Source organism: Methylopila turkensis (assembly GCF_027922325.1).
GTDB lineage: Bacteria > Pseudomonadota > Alphaproteobacteria > Rhizobiales > Methylopilaceae > Methylopila > Methylopila turkensis.
On record NZ_BSFL01000001.1, the window covers coordinates 268,039 to 281,418 of the forward strand.

At 70.5% G+C, this 13,380-nt stretch carries 10 protein-coding genes; 9 read left to right on the top strand and 1 reads right to left on the bottom strand.

The features are described 5' to 3' along the window. Nucleotides 1-36 precede the first annotated feature (36 nt). The 3 genes from PKE78_RS01210 to PKE78_RS01220 all read left to right on the top strand — a co-directional run bounded on the left by PKE78_RS01210 (nt 37) and on the right by PKE78_RS01220 (nt 4,433). Nucleotides 37-2,667, top strand: a complete 2,631-nt coding sequence (locus PKE78_RS01210) for a DUF2339 domain-containing protein (protein WP_271199019.1) — start codon at nt 37-39, stop codon at nt 2,665-2,667. A 66-nt stretch (nt 2,668-2,733) separates the two neighbouring features. Continuing rightward, nucleotides 2,734-3,621, top strand: a complete 888-nt coding sequence (locus PKE78_RS01215; protein ID WP_271199020.1) for a LysR family transcriptional regulator — start codon at nt 2,734-2,736, stop codon at nt 3,619-3,621. A gap of 47 nt (nt 3,622-3,668) precedes the next feature. Then, nucleotides 3,669-4,433: a 2-keto-4-pentenoate hydratase gene (locus PKE78_RS01220; RefSeq protein WP_271199021.1), complete on the top strand. Its 765-nt coding sequence runs from the start codon at nt 3,669-3,671 to the stop codon at nt 4,431-4,433. Nucleotides 4,434-4,623: 190 nt separating this feature from the next. On the opposite strand, the gene PKE78_RS01225 is transcribed toward PKE78_RS01220, so the two are convergent. Then, nucleotides 4,624-5,862 carry an alpha/beta hydrolase gene (locus tag PKE78_RS01225; protein ID WP_271199022.1) on the bottom strand — a complete coding sequence of 413 codons (1,239 nt, stop codon included), beginning with the start codon at nt 5,860-5,862 and terminating at the stop codon, nt 4,624-4,626. Between the two features lie 351 nt (nt 5,863-6,213). Here PKE78_RS01225 and PKE78_RS01230 point away from each other — a divergent pair, with 351 nt between their 5' ends. From PKE78_RS01230 to PKE78_RS01255, 6 genes are all read left to right on the top strand, one after another. Next, the gene (locus PKE78_RS01230; RefSeq protein ID WP_271199023.1) at nt 6,214-8,106 is read left to right on the top strand and encodes an OmpA family protein; all 1,893 of its coding nucleotides are present in this window, start codon (nt 6,214-6,216) and stop codon (nt 8,104-8,106) included. Nucleotides 8,107-8,318: 212 nt separating this feature from the next. After that, nucleotides 8,319-9,713: an APC family permease gene (locus PKE78_RS01235; protein ID WP_271199024.1), complete on the top strand. Its 1,395-nt coding sequence runs from the start codon at nt 8,319-8,321 to the stop codon at nt 9,711-9,713. Nucleotides 9,714-9,736: 23 nt separating this feature from the next. Beyond that, the gene (locus PKE78_RS01240) at nt 9,737-10,693 is read left to right on the top strand and encodes a diacylglycerol/lipid kinase family protein (protein ID WP_271199025.1); all 957 of its coding nucleotides are present in this window, start codon (nt 9,737-9,739) and stop codon (nt 10,691-10,693) included. Further along, entirely contained in the window at nt 10,690-11,523 is an 834-nt protein-coding gene (locus PKE78_RS01245) for a metallophosphoesterase family protein (protein ID WP_271199026.1), read from the top strand. The genes PKE78_RS01240 and PKE78_RS01245 overlap by 4 nt, the downstream gene beginning before the upstream one ends. A gap of 49 nt (nt 11,524-11,572) precedes the next feature. Next, nucleotides 11,573-11,722, top strand: a complete 150-nt coding sequence (locus tag PKE78_RS01250; RefSeq protein ID WP_271199027.1) for a hypothetical protein — start codon at nt 11,573-11,575, stop codon at nt 11,720-11,722. Nucleotides 11,723-11,760: 38 nt separating this feature from the next. After that, nucleotides 11,761-13,362, top strand: a complete 1,602-nt coding sequence (locus PKE78_RS01255; protein WP_271199028.1) for a peptide chain release factor 3 — start codon at nt 11,761-11,763, stop codon at nt 13,360-13,362. The last annotated feature ends 18 nt before the right edge of the window (nt 13,363-13,380 follow it).

Genomic DNA, 13,380 nt, shown 5'->3' on the forward strand with positions numbered 1-13,380 from the left:
TCTATCGTCGCGCACCCGCAACGGCGCGAGGCTGCGTTGGAACCCGCATACGGCCTGCTTCTGCTGGCGCTGATCGTCGTCCCTGTCCTCGGCGTCGTCGGCTTCGCGCTCGGTCTCGCGTCTCGGTCGCGCATCGCCGCGCTCGAACGGCGGATCGCGACGCTGGAGGCCGAAATCGGCCGACGCGCCGCGGACGTGGTCGCAGCCGACGCCCGCCCGTCCGCAGCGCCGCAACCGCAGCCAAAGCCCGCGCCGCAGGTCGCGAACCGACCGGCGAGCCCTGTTCCCCCGACGCCGAAACCCGCCGCCGCGCCGGCGCCTCCGAAGCGCTCGCTCGAGGAGCGGCTCGGGGCGCGCTGGTCGGTGATCGTCGGCGGACTGGCGCTCGCGCTCGGCGGCGTGTTCCTGGTGCGCTACTCCATCGAGCAGGGTCTGCTCGGCCCCGCGGCGCGCACCCTGCTCGGCGCGGCTTTCGCCGCCGGTCTGCTCGCGCTCGGTGAACGCATGCGGCGCGCCGAGGCGCGCGCCGGCCGCCCGCGCCGCGCGATCGACATCCCCGCCGTCGTGACCTCCGCCGGCGCCGTCAGCGCGTTCGCGACCGTCTACGCGGCCTATGCGCTCTACGGCTTCATCGGCCCGGCGCCGGCCTTCCTGCTGCTTGGCGCAGTCGCGGTGGCGACGGTGCTCGCGGCCGCGCTGCACGGGCCGATGCTTGGCGCTGTCGGGCTCGTCGGCGCCCATGCGGCGCCGCTGCTGGTCTCGTCCACCGAACCCAATCTCTACGCCCTCCTGACCTATCTGCTCGCGCCGACGGCCGCGGCCTTCGCGGTGGCCCGCATCCGCAACTGGCCGGCGCTCGCGCTCGCCGCGGGCCTCGCAGCCGCCGCCTGGGGCGCGCTCGCCGCGACCGGCGTCGCCGAACGGGGGGACGGTTTCGCACTCGTGGCCTACGCCGCGGCGCTCGTGGCGCTCGCCGCCGCGCTGCGGGCGGGCGAGGCCGCCCCGCTCCGGCCTCCTGTCGTTCCGAACGCGCTGGTCGCATTGTTCGGGCTCGTCGCGCTCGCCGGCCCGGTGATCGACCGCTTCGCCACGCTGTCGCTCACAGGGCTCGCCCTACTGCTCGTAGGCACGCTTGGGCTCGCCGCGCGGATCCAGGCCTTCGCGCCGGCCGCGGTCGCGAGCGCAGCCCTCGCCGGCCTCGCCGCGCTGTCGTTCGACGACGCCGCGCTTGCGCTGCTCGCCGAGACGACCGCCTATCCCCTGCCTGGCGATCCCGGCACCACGCCGGTCGGCGTCGGGCGCTTCCTTGTCTTCGCGGCCATCCTAGGCGGTGTCCATCTGGCAGGCGGCGCCTCCGCGGCCCGCAGCGCGCCGGCGAGCCCGCTCTGGCGGGCGGGCTGCCTCGCGGCGGCCGCGGTCGCGGCGCCGCTGGCGTTGCTCGGCGTCGCCTACTGGCGCGTCGCGGGCTTCGCGACCGATTTCGGCTTCGCCGCGTGCGCCGCCCTGCTCGCCGCGGCCTATGTCGCGCTGAGCGAGGACGCCGTCCGTCGCGAAGCCTCGACGTCCGGGGGACCCGCCGCCACGGCGGCTTATGTCGCCGGCGCCGCCGCCGCCCTCGGCCTCGCGCTCGCCATGGCGATGCGCGACGGATCGCTGACCGTCGCGCTCGCCTTCCTGACGGCGGCGCTCGGCTACGCCGCGACCGCGCGGCCGATCCGGACGCTCGGCTTCGTCGCGGTCGCAGCGGCGGGCCTCGTGGCCGCGCGGGTCGCGATCGACCCCCGGATCGTCGGCGAGGCGTTGTCGTCGACGCCGGTGTTCAACGCCCTGCTGTGGGGGTATGGCGCGCCGGCGGCCGCGTTCTGGTTCGCCTCCCGCCGGTTCGACCGCGCGGGGCAGCCGTGGCCGGCGCAGGTTCTGGAGGGCGCGGCGCTGCTGTTCACGCTGTTGCTCGGCTTCGCGCAGGCGCGCCATCTCGCCCATGGCGATCTCGTCGGCGACGGCGTGCGGCTGCTCGAGGCCGGGCTCGACGCCACCGTCGCCTTCGGGCTCGCGGCGCTGGTCGGGCGGCTGCGGCTGAAGCGGGCGAGCCCGGTGCTGGCCTATGGCGCGCTCGCCGCCGGCGGGCTAGGCGTCGTGGTGGCGCTGCTTGGGCTGTTCTTGGCCGCGAACCCGCTCTTCACCGGGGAGCCGGTCGGCGACGGCGTCCTGCTCAACGCGCTGCTGCCGGGCTATCTTGTTCCGGCGCTCGCCGCCGCGTCCGCCGCCCGTTTCGCCGCTCCGGAAGCGCCGGCGTGGGTCGCCCGCATCTTCGGCGGCGTCGCGCTGGCGCTCGGCCTCGCCTGGGCGAGCCTCGTCGTGCGGCGCGCTTTCGCTGGCCCCACACTGGACGGCCCGGTCACTGGCGACGCCGAATGGTACGCCTATTCCGCGGTGTGGCTCGTCTTCGGGCTCGCGACCCTCGCGGCGGGCGTGGCGCGCCGGTCGAAGGCGCTGCGGCTCGCGTCCGCCGCCGTCGTCACCGCCGTGACGCTGAAGGTGTTCCTGTTCGACATGGCGGGCCTCGGCGGCGCGCTGCGGGCGCTGTCCTTCATGGGGCTCGGCGCGGTGCTGGTCGGCATCGGCCTGGTCTACCAGCGCCTGCTGGCGCCACGTGGGGGCGCATGACAATCTTGGAACGATGCGCTAAGCGCATTGCATCGGCGCAAAGGATTGCGGGGCTGCGACGACCACATGCTCGCCTGGGATGATTTTCGCCTGGTCAAGTCGATCGCGGACAGGCGTTCGCTGGCGGGCGCGGCGACCGTGCTCGGCGTCAACGCCTCCACGGTGTTCCGCCGGCTGGGCGCGCTGGAGCAGTCCCTCGGCGCCAGGCTGTTCGAGCGCGGCCGGGCCGGCTATGCGCTCACCCCGGCCGGCGAGGAGATGGTCGGCATCGCCGCGCGCATGGGCGATGAGATCGTCGCCTTCGAGCGGCGGGTGTCGGGCCAGGACCTTGCGCCTGCGGGCGAACTGCGCGTCACCACCAACGATTCTCTGCTGATACACCTGCTCACCGGCATCTTCGCGGATTTCCGCCGCGCCTATCCCGACATCACGCTCGACATCGTCGTCGGGAACGCCGCGCTCAATCTGTCGAAGCGCGACGCGGACGTCGCGATCCGCGCCACCGCGAGCCCGCCTGAGACGCTGGTCGGCCGCCGTATCGCCAGCATCGGCTGGGCAATCTACGGCGCCGCGCCGCTGGAGCCGGTCGAAGACATCGCCGCGCTCGACGCGCTGCCGTGGATCGGGCCGGGCGAAATGCTGGGGCCGCTGCAGAAGTGGCTGCGCGACGCGGTCGGCGAGCACCGTGTGGTCTATCGGCTCTCCACCGTGCTCGGCATGGCGGAAGCGATCGCCGCCGGCATCGGCGTCGGCCCGCTGCCCTGCTTCATCGCGAGCAGCGTGCCCAACCTCGTCCGCCTCTACGACCCGCCGGCGCAGGTGCCCGCCGCGCTGTGGCTGCTGACACACCCGGACCTGCGCTCGAGCGCGAGGGTGCGGGCGTTCATGGACCATGTCGGCCAGGAGCTCGCCCGACGGCGCCACGCCTTCGAAGGCACCCGCGAACCCGCCTGATTCAGGCCCCGATTCCCACGCGACGACAACACGTCCAAGGAGCTCCCATGTCCCTGTCCGACGGTCCGACTGGCCTCGCCTCCGCCCTTAGCGCGCTGGGCGAGGCGCGCGCGAGCGGCCGGCGCCTGACCGCCCCGCCGGAAGGCGCCGTCCTTGCCGACGAACGGGAAGCCTATGCGGCGCATTTCGCGGCGGTCGCGCTCGTCGGCCCCATCCGAGGCTGGAAGGTGGGCGCGCCGTCGCCGGACGCGGCGCCCGGCTACGGCGCGCTGACGGCGGACACCATCTTCGACGGCCCCGCCACGCTGCCGGCCTTCGCGCTTGGCGCGGTCGAGGCCGAGATCGCGATCCGCTTCGCGCGCGACCTGCCGGCGCGCGAAGAGCCCTATGGCGAGGACGAGGTCTTCGCCGCGATCGGGAGCTGGCACGCGGCGATCGAGATTCTTGAAAGCGCTTTCGCGGACTGGAAGGCGGCGCCCAAGCTCTGGAAGATCGCCGACCGCCAGAGCCACGGCGCGCTGGTGCTGGGGCCCGCGGTCGACGCGCCGCCTTCGGTTCCGCTCGCCGAGATGCCGGTGAAGCTGATCGTCGACGGCGAGACCGTGTTCGACCATGTGGGCGGCAACACCGCGGGCGATCCGGTGCGGCCGCTGCTGTGGCTCGTCAACGAGCTCCGCGGCGGACCGAACCACATCAAGGCGGGCGACGTCATCACCACCGGCTCGGCGACGCCGTTCCACGTCGCCGGCGCCGGCCAGACGGTGCGGGCCGAGTTCCCCGAGCTCGGGGCCGCGGAGCTGACGCTGTCCTGAGGCGGCCGCCCTCAGCCGCGCCGGAAGAACTGGAACCAGACGAGATAGATGATGACCGGCACGCCGACGATCAGGAACGGGACGAACGCGTCGTCCCGCCAGTGATTTGGCCCATCCATGCGGGTCAGAAGTTTGACCGTGGCAGTTCCGCCACCGTCAGTAGCGCGTCCATCGTTATCCGCCCTCGCGGTTACCGCAGGGAATCGAACGTTCCGCCAACATTTCCGCGGACATCGTTCAGACGGTCGCCATAGGTGCGCCGGCTGGCGGGATCGACGATCGCGATCGGGGCGGTGACGATCGCGCCGGCGGCTGAGCCCGCCGTCGCCGCGGCGCCCGCCGCCGCCTGCCCGACACGCTCGCCGAGGCTGAGCTCGTTGGCGGAGATTTCCTGCCCGGCCACAAGTCGACCGCCGATCGCCTTCACCACCTGCGGGCTCGCCGCGAACTTGCCGTGGGCGAGCGGATCGGCGGTGCGTAGATCCGTCAGGTCGAAGGCGTCGATCTTCTGGCTCGCGAACTCGGAGCGGTAGGGCTCAGCCTTTGGGTCGATCGCGCCGAGCCGCGGCACCTGCCCCGCGATCCGGCTCGACACCCTCAGCGCGGTGTCGTCGCGCGAGACGAACACCGTGAAACGCGGCCTTTGAGCCGGGGCGCCCATTTCGCCGAGCTGCTGCTTGAACACGTCCACGTCCACGTCCGGCGCGGCGAGGATGACGTTGCGGATCTTCGGCGCGATGCGGCCATCGCGGATCGCCATCTGGCGCAGGGACTCCATCGCGAGGAAGCTGCCCATGGAGTGCGCGAGCACCGAGACGTCCTTCACTTCGGGCGCTGCGGCGAGGTTCTGAAGCACCTCCTCCAGCGCGTCGCGCGAGTAGTTGGTGCTCTCGCGGTCGTAGTTGTAGGCGAACAGGCTGCCGCGGGAGGGCCAGGTGAACAGCACCGGCACGGCGTCGGTCCCGCTGTCGTGGACGATCTGCGCGAAACGGTAGACCGCGTCCTCGTAGCCGTTGTTGAAGCCGTGCACGAATAGGAGCACGTGCTTCTTGCGGCCGGTGGTCTCGCTGCGGAACCACGCCCGCGCCTGCTCGCGGTCCATCTGACGGGCCGCCACCGTCGAGAACTCCTTCGCGGGGTCGGCGGGAAGACGGCGGGGCCATTGGACCTCGCCGGCCTTGCGAGACGTGTCCGGAGGAATCGACACCGAGATCTGCGTGAGAGCCAGCCGGGTGCCGCGTTCGCCCGAGAACAGCACGCCTGGCTGCACGGTGCTTCTGCGCGTCGTCGCGGCCATCAGGTCGACGCGCGACGCGCCGGGCGCTTCGGCGGACGATGGGACCAACACGCCCTGCGCGCGGCCCGCGCAGCCGGCAAGTCCCAGCGCGAGCGCCAACGCTGCCCATTTCGCCCACATGGCGCCCGCCATCGTCTTCGACCCCGTTCGGCCGCGCCGGCGCGCGGTTCATGCTGCGTTCAGATCGTCTAGCTCAAATCTGAGCCCATGAGCAAAACCGGCAGCATTTCGACCGCCGCCCTTAAATCGTGAGGGAACGTTTTGGTGAGTTGAGGCGTTCGGTGGAGCTAACGTCTGCATTCGACTTTGGTCAACGGCAGTCAGATACCGTTTAATCAAGCCAGAAACTAAGTCGAATAGCTCACAAGCGACACAAAATTGCCATTCGGACGGCACGTCCGCCGGAAGCTGACTGCACTGACTGGGGCGAACAAGGTGCGCTGCGCGCTGTGCGGCGACGCCAGAGGACACACAAGGCTGGTGATGAAAACGACCCGACTTCTTCTGCTTGCGGGCGCTGCGCTGCCCGTTCTGGCGCTGTCTGCGCCGACGATCGCTTTTGCCGACATGCGCGGAGCGACGGATCGTCCGATCGTTCTGGCGCAGTCCGATGAAGAGGGCCCGCGCCGTGGCGGCGGGCGTGAAGAGCGTGGCGGCGGTCGCGAAGAGCGCGGCGGTGGACGTGAGGAACGTAGCGGCGGGCGTGAACGTCCCGAGCGCGCCGAGCGTCCCGAACGGGCCGAGCGCGCTGAGAAGCCTGCACGCGCAGAACGGCCGGAACGGGCCGAGCGGCCTGAGCGCGCGGAACGTCCCGAGCGTGCGGAGCGACCGGAGCGTCCCGAGCGCGCTGAACGACCGGAGCGCCCTGAGCGTCCGGATCGCGACCAGCGCCAGCAGCAGCGTGAGCAGGCTCAGGAGCAGCGCAAGCAGGAGCGTGAGCAGGCGCAGGACAAGCGTCAGCAGGAGCGTGAGCAGAAGCGCGAGCAGGCGCAGGACAAGCGCGAAGAGCGGCCCGCGCGGGAGGCCGAGAAGCCTGGCCTCAACCGCGAGGAGCGCCTGAAGGACGCCCAGCAGGAGCAGCGCGAGAAGCGGCAGGAGCGCCAGCAGGAGCGTGGCGAGACCGCCGGCGACAAGCGGGACGACCGGCGCGACAACGCGCAGGAGCGCCGTGAGGACCGCCCCGAGCGTCGCGAGGACGCCCGCGACGATCGCCAGGACCGTCTGCGCGAGCTTCGCGAGGAGCGGCGCGACAACGCCCAGGATCGCCGCGACGAGCCGCGCGATCGCCGCGACAACGCCCGGGACAACCGTGACGATCGCTTGCGCGAGCTGCGCGAGGACCGCCGCGACCAGGCGCAGGACGATCGCCGCGATGGCCGCCGCGACCGCCGCGAGGAAGGCCGCACGGCCGATCAGGAGCGTCGGATCGAGCGGCTGGAGCAGCGCATTCGCGAGGAGCGTCGCGGCGACCGCGCCGACCGTCGCGACGAGCGGATCGACCGGCTGCGCGACCAGCGCCGCGAGCGCCGCGACGGCGACCGGATCATTATCACCGAGGGCGACCGCACGATCATTCGTGAGGGCAACCGCACGTACATCCGCCGCGACGAGGGCCTGCGCTTCCGCGACGGCTCCCGCGACTGGCGAGAGGAGCGCCGCGGCTCGGAGACGGTGCGCATTTCGGTCCGTCCGGACGGGTCGGAGATCTACACCTACGTGGACGACGACGGCCGCCTGCTGCGCCGTAGCCGCCGCTTCCGCGGCGAGGAGATCGTGCTGATCGACAACCGGCCGCGCGGCGGCTTCCGCGGCGGCGCCTTCGTGCCGCTCGACCTGCCGCCGCCGGTGATCGACATCCCTCGCGAGGAGTACATCGTCGACGCTGACGAGGCCTCCTACGGCCAGATCGAACAAGCGTTCACCGCGCCGCCGGTGCGCAAGCTCGAGCGCAAGTACACGCTCGACGAGGTGCGCTACAACCCGCCGCTACGCGAGAGCGTGCGCAGCGTCGATCTCGACTCGATCACCTTCGACACGGGCTCGTGGGAGCTCCGCGACGACCAGATCACGAAGCTCGAGAACATCGGCCTCGCGATGGAGGACGCGGTCAAGAAGGACCCGAAGACCATCTTCATGATCGAGGGCCACACCGACGCCGTGGGTTCGGACGACGACAACCTGTCGCTCTCCGACCGGCGCGCAGAGTCGGTGGCCTCGGTGCTGACGAAGTACTTCAGCGTGCCTGCCGAGAACCTGACGACGCAGGGCTACGGCGAGCAGTATCTGAAGGTGAAGACGGACGGGGCGGAGGAGCGCAACCGCCGCGTCTCGATCCGCAACATCACGCCGCTGCTGCAGACCAGCTCGGCGGAGTAAGACGACGCGGGGACCACGATCCCCGATAGCTAAACGAGGCGCGCCGGCTTCACCGCCGGCGCGCCTTTTTTTTGCGCATGCCCGCCGTGAAGGCGAAATTGCGGCGGGATAACGTCCGCGGCGCTGGTTGCGTCCAAGCAGCGCCCTAAGCTCCTTTGATGACGCAGCCGACGCAAATGTGAACGGCCCGCAAAAGGGGAGCTTCGAGCACGATGACCGCAAGCGACGTCGCCGCAACGAAGGGTTCGGACGGAGAACCGACCCTCGATCGTTCCGTCACTCTCTGGCAGATCACGCTCTACGGCCTGGGCTCGATGCTCGGCGCCGGCATCTACGGCCTGATCGGGCAGGCCGCCGGCCAGCTTGGCTCGGCCGTGTGGATGGCGTTCATCGTCTCGATGATCGCCGCGATGCTCACCGGCCTCTCCTACGCCAACATCGTGTCGCGCTATCCGAAGGCCGGCGGCGCCGCCTACGTCACCCAGCGCGCCTACATGATTCCGCTGCTGTCCTACGTGGTCGGGCTCACCGTCGTGTGCTCGGGCCTGACCTCGATCGCGACCCAGTCCAACGTCGTGGCGGAAAGCCTCGCCAAACTGTTCAGCCTCACCATACCGATTTGGGTTCTGGCGATCGGCTTCCTGATGGTCATCGGCGGCATCCTGCTGCGCGGCATCAAGGAGTGCATGTGGTTCAACGCGGTCTGCACGGTGATCGAGGCGACAGGCCTGCTGATCGTGATCGCGTCCGGCGTGAGCTACTGGGGCGATCAAAATCTGCTGACCTTCCCGCCCGAGGCGAGCCACAACGGCGAATTCGGCGCGATCGCGATCCTGATCATGCAGGGCGCGGTGCTGACCTTCTTCTCGTTCATCGGCTTCGAAGACATGCTGAACGTCGCCGAAGAGGTGAAGGACGCCCGGCGCAATATGCCGGTCGCGATCATCATGGCGATGGTGGCCGCCACGCTGATCTACATGGCGGTCGCGATCACGGCGGTGTCCGTGATCCCCTGGAACGAGCTTCCGAAGGCGCTCGCGCTCGTCGCGGTGGTGGAGAAGGCCTGGCCGTGGTTCCCGCCGATCATCCTGTCCGTGATCACCATCTTCGCGGTCGCGAACACGGCGCTGGTCAACTGGGTGATGGGCTCCCGGCTGCTCTACGGCATGTCGCGGCAGGGCCTGATGCCGCAGGCGTTCGGGAAGGTGAATGCGTCCCGCCGCACGCCCCATGTGGCGATCATGGCGATCTTCGCGATCGTGGTGGTGCTGTCGCTGATCGGCGACATCAAGGCGCTCGCGTCGTCGACCGTGCTGCTGCTGCTGACCGTGTTCACGGTCGTGAACGTCGCGCTGGTGATCCTGAAGCAGCGCGAGCCCGCCCCGGAAGGCTCGTTCGAGGTGCCGGTGATCGTGCCGGCGCTCGGCGCGCTGGTGTGCTCCAGCCTGATCGTGGTGCGGCTGTTCCAGACCGGCGACTTCACGGCGCCGGCGATCGCGATCGGCCTCATCGCGGCCATCACGGCGTTGTACTTCCTGACCGGAGCCGGCAAGGACCAGGAGCGCCTGCAGCGCTTCATCGCCCAGGAAGAAGCGGCGGAGGCGTGAGCGGCCGAGGTTGAGGAGTTCGCGTGAAGGTCGCTCTCGTCGTCAATCGCTCTGCGGGCGCGCTCCTCGGCCGCCCCGACCCGGCCGAGGAGATCGCCGAAAAGCTCGCCGCGGCGGGCTTCGAGGTGGGCGCCGTTTCCGACGGCGACGCCTCGGACATCGTGGAGCGAATGGAGCGCGCGCGCGACCTGCCGGTCGACGCGCTCGTCACCGCCGGCGGCGACGGAACGGTCGCCGCCGCCGCCCAGCTTCTCGCCGGTACGGACAAGGCGCTCGCCGCCCTGCCCTTCGGCACCATGAACCTGCTCGCCAAGGACCTCGGGCTGCCGCTTGAGCTCGACGCCGCGATCGCCGCCATGGCCGCCGGCGAGACGCGGGCGATCGACATCGGGGAGGTCAACGGCCACGTCTTCCTGTGCAACTCCATGCTCGGGCTGCCCTCGCGCCTCGCCGAGCGGCGGGAGAGGAGCCGCGAGCACATGGGCGCGCTCGGCTGGTGGCGGCTGTTCGCGGCCGGTCTCAAGGGGCTCTACCGCTACCCGCCGATGCGGATCGGTCTCGACCTCGGCGAGGGGCCGACGGCGCTCCGCTCCAAGGCAATCGTGGTCGCCAACAACGCCTATGACGAAGGCTTTGGCCACGTGCTCACGCGATCGCATCTCGACCGTGGCGAACTCGTCCTTTACGCCACGAGGCGTCTCAGCGTCTGGCCGCTCGTGCGCCTGTCGGTGCGCATGGCGCTCGGGACATGGACGAAGGACGTCGACCTCGAAACCCACCACGTCCGCGCGCTCCAGGTCACGAGCCGACGCCGGCTGCTGCGGGTGATGAACGACGGGGAGACCATGCTGCTCAAGCCGCCGCTCCATTACGCGATCCGCCCGCTGGCGCTGAAAGTGCTCGCGCCCCGCCTCGCCTCCGCCGCCGCGCCGGGCGGCGCAGCGCCGGCCGTGCGGGAGCCGGCCGAGGGCGCGGCGTGACCCGCCTCGTACACATGTCCGACATCCACTTCGACCGGGTCGATCCGGTCGTGGTGGACGCGCTCAGGGCCGAGATCAACGCCGATCCGCCGGACCTGATCATCGTCTCGGGCGACCTGACCCAGCACGCCTACCGCCACGAGTACCGCGCCGCCGGCGCCTTTCTGCGCAGCCTGAACGCGCCGGTGCTCGCGGTGCCCGGCAACCACGACATCACCTACATCCACCTCGCCCAGCGCTTTCTCGACCCCTACGCCCGCTGGCGTCGCTTCATCTCGCGCGAGATCGAGCCGACCTGGACCGACGACACCGTGGCGGTGGTCGGCCTCAACACCGCGCGCCGCATGGCCTGGGGCTTCGACTGGTCCAAGGGCCGGTTCGGGCTCCGCCAGCTCCACCGGCTGAACAAGAGGCTCGAGGCTCTGCCGAAGGAGCTGTTCCGGATCGTGGTGGCGCACCATCCGCTGCACGCGCCGGAACACGCCCCCGATCTCGACATCGTGGGCCGCGCGGACGAGGCGCTCGCCTGCTTCCAGAGGAACGGCGTCGGGCTGGTGCTCGCCGGCCACCTGCACCGCGGCTACGTCCACGCCCATGAGATCGCGCAGGAGGGGCTGCCGCCCCTCTTGGTGATCCAGGCCTCCACCGCCACCTCGACGCGGCTGCGCGGCGAGCCCAACGCCTATCACCGGCTGGAGATCGACAAGTCCGGCACGGTCGCGCTCGAGGTGCGCGCCTGGGACGGGCGGGAATGGCGCCAGGTCGCCACCCGCGAACAGGGCGCGCGCCGGCCGAAGGACGAGCCGGGCGACTTGGCGGGGCTGGGGTGACGCGGCGACGGCGGCCGCGGAGGCGGAAGCTCTACACCGCGCCTGCCAGATGAACGTCAGGCTTTTCGCGCTTGCCGCCGCCCTGCTGACGATCCTTCTGGCGGCGATGTGGATCGCTCCATCCGTCATCGATGTCATCGAGCGGGATCGCTGCCTCGACGCCGGAGGCGCCTGGCGGGACGGCCGCTGCGAGCATTGAACTTGCCCCGCGGCGTCTTTTCGCTCACACCGCCCGCCATGACCGACGCCGCTCTCGCCACGCCCCAAACGCCGCTCGCCCGAGAAGTCGCCCGCCGGCGCACCTTCGCCATCATCTCCCATCCGGACGCGGGCAAGACCACGCTGACGGAGAAGCTGCTGATGTTCGGCGGCGCGATCCAGCTCGCCGGTCAGGTCAAGGCCAAGGGCGAGCGGCGGCGCACCAAGTCCGACTGGATGGGCATCGAGCGTGAGCGCGGCATCTCGGTCGTGACCTCGGTCATGACCTTCGAATACCGTAACTGCGTGTTCAACCTGCTGGACACGCCGGGCCACGAGGACTTTTCGGAGGACACCTACCGCACGCTGACCGCAGTCGACAGCGCCGTGATGGTGATCGACGCCGCCAAGGGCATCGAGGCGCGGACGCGGAAGCTGTTCGAGGTCTGCCGGCTGCGCGACATCCCGATCGTCACCTTCATCAACAAGATGGACCGCGAAAGCCGCGACCCGTTCGAGATCCTCGACGAGATCGAGAAGACGCTCGCGCTCGACGCCACCCCGCTGACCTGGCCGATCGGCCGCGGCCGCGACTTCGCCGGCACCTACGAACTCGCGACCGGCCGCATCCGCCTCGTGGACGGTTCGGGCGAGGTCGCGGGCGAAGGCATGGACGCGCTGGCCGGACTCGTCGACGCGAACCGGCTGGCGGAGGTCACCGAGGAGATGGAGCTCGCGGCCGGCGCGCTGAAGCCGTTCGACCTCGCCTCGTTTCGCGAAGGCCACCTGACGCCGGTGTTCTTCGGCTCCGCGCTCCGGAACTTCGGCGTGCGCGATCTGCTCGACGGCCTCGCCGATCTCGCGCCCTCGCCGCAGGGCCTCGACAGCGACAAGCGCGCGGTCGCCCCCGACGAGGACCGCATGACCGCCTTCGTCTTCAAGGTGCAGGCGAACATGGACCCGAACCATCGGGATCGCATTGCGTTCGTAAGGCTTTGTTCAGGAAAGCTGTCACGCGGCATGAAGGTGCGTCAGACGCGCACGGCGAAGACGATCGGACTGCACGCGCCGCAGTTTTTCTTCGCCCAGGACAGGGCCTTGGCGGAAGAAGCTTATGCGGGCGACGTGGTCGGCATCCCCAACCACGGCCTGCTCCGCATCGGCGACACCCTGACCGAGGGCGAGGACATCTCCTTCGTCGGCGTGCCGAGCTTCGCCCCGGAAATCCTGCGCCGCGTCCGGCTCGAGGACGCCATGAAGGCGAAGAAGTTGAAGCAGGCGCTGCAGGAGATGGCCGAGGAAGGCGTGGTGCAGGTGTTCCGCCCGTTCGACGGCTCGCCGTCGCTGATCGGCGTGGTCGGACCTCTGCAGATCGACGTGCTGGCCGACCGGTTGAAGGGCGAGTACGGGCTCGAGGTCGGCTTCGAGCAGAGCCAGTACGCCCTCGCCCGCTGGGTTTCGGCGGCGAACAAGGCCGATCTCAACGAGTTCCTGAACGCCAACCGCTCGAGCCTCGCCGAGGACCTCGACGGCGATCCCGTGCTGCTGACCGGCTCCGCCTTCCAGATGACCCGCGCGCAGGAGCGCTGGTCCAAGATCGCCTTCACCGACATCAAGGACGTGCGCAAGCAGGCGGCGTAAGGGAGCGTCTCTTGTCGC

What these genes read in the sequence shown, in the direction of transcription:
- PKE78_RS01250 (WP_271199027.1), top strand. Translation starts at nt 11,573, where the DNA reads ATGAACGTCAGGCTTTTCGCGCTTGCCGCCGCCCTGCTGACGATCCTT.
- PKE78_RS01235 (WP_271199024.1), top strand. Translation starts at nt 8,319, where the DNA reads ATGACCGCAAGCGACGTCGCCGCAACGAAGGGTTCGGACGGAGAACCG.
- PKE78_RS01220 (WP_271199021.1), top strand. Translation starts at nt 3,669, where the DNA reads ATGTCCCTGTCCGACGGTCCGACTGGCCTCGCCTCCGCCCTTAGCGCG.
- PKE78_RS01215 (WP_271199020.1), top strand. Translation starts at nt 2,734, where the DNA reads ATGCTCGCCTGGGATGATTTTCGCCTGGTCAAGTCGATCGCGGACAGG.
- PKE78_RS01225 (WP_271199022.1), bottom strand. Translation starts at nt 5,862, where the DNA reads ATGGCGGGCGCCATGTGGGCGAAATGGGCAGCGTTGGCGCTCGCGCTG.
- PKE78_RS01255 (WP_271199028.1), top strand. Translation starts at nt 11,761, where the DNA reads ATGACCGACGCCGCTCTCGCCACGCCCCAAACGCCGCTCGCCCGAGAA.
- PKE78_RS01230 (WP_271199023.1), top strand. Translation starts at nt 6,214, where the DNA reads ATGAAAACGACCCGACTTCTTCTGCTTGCGGGCGCTGCGCTGCCCGTT.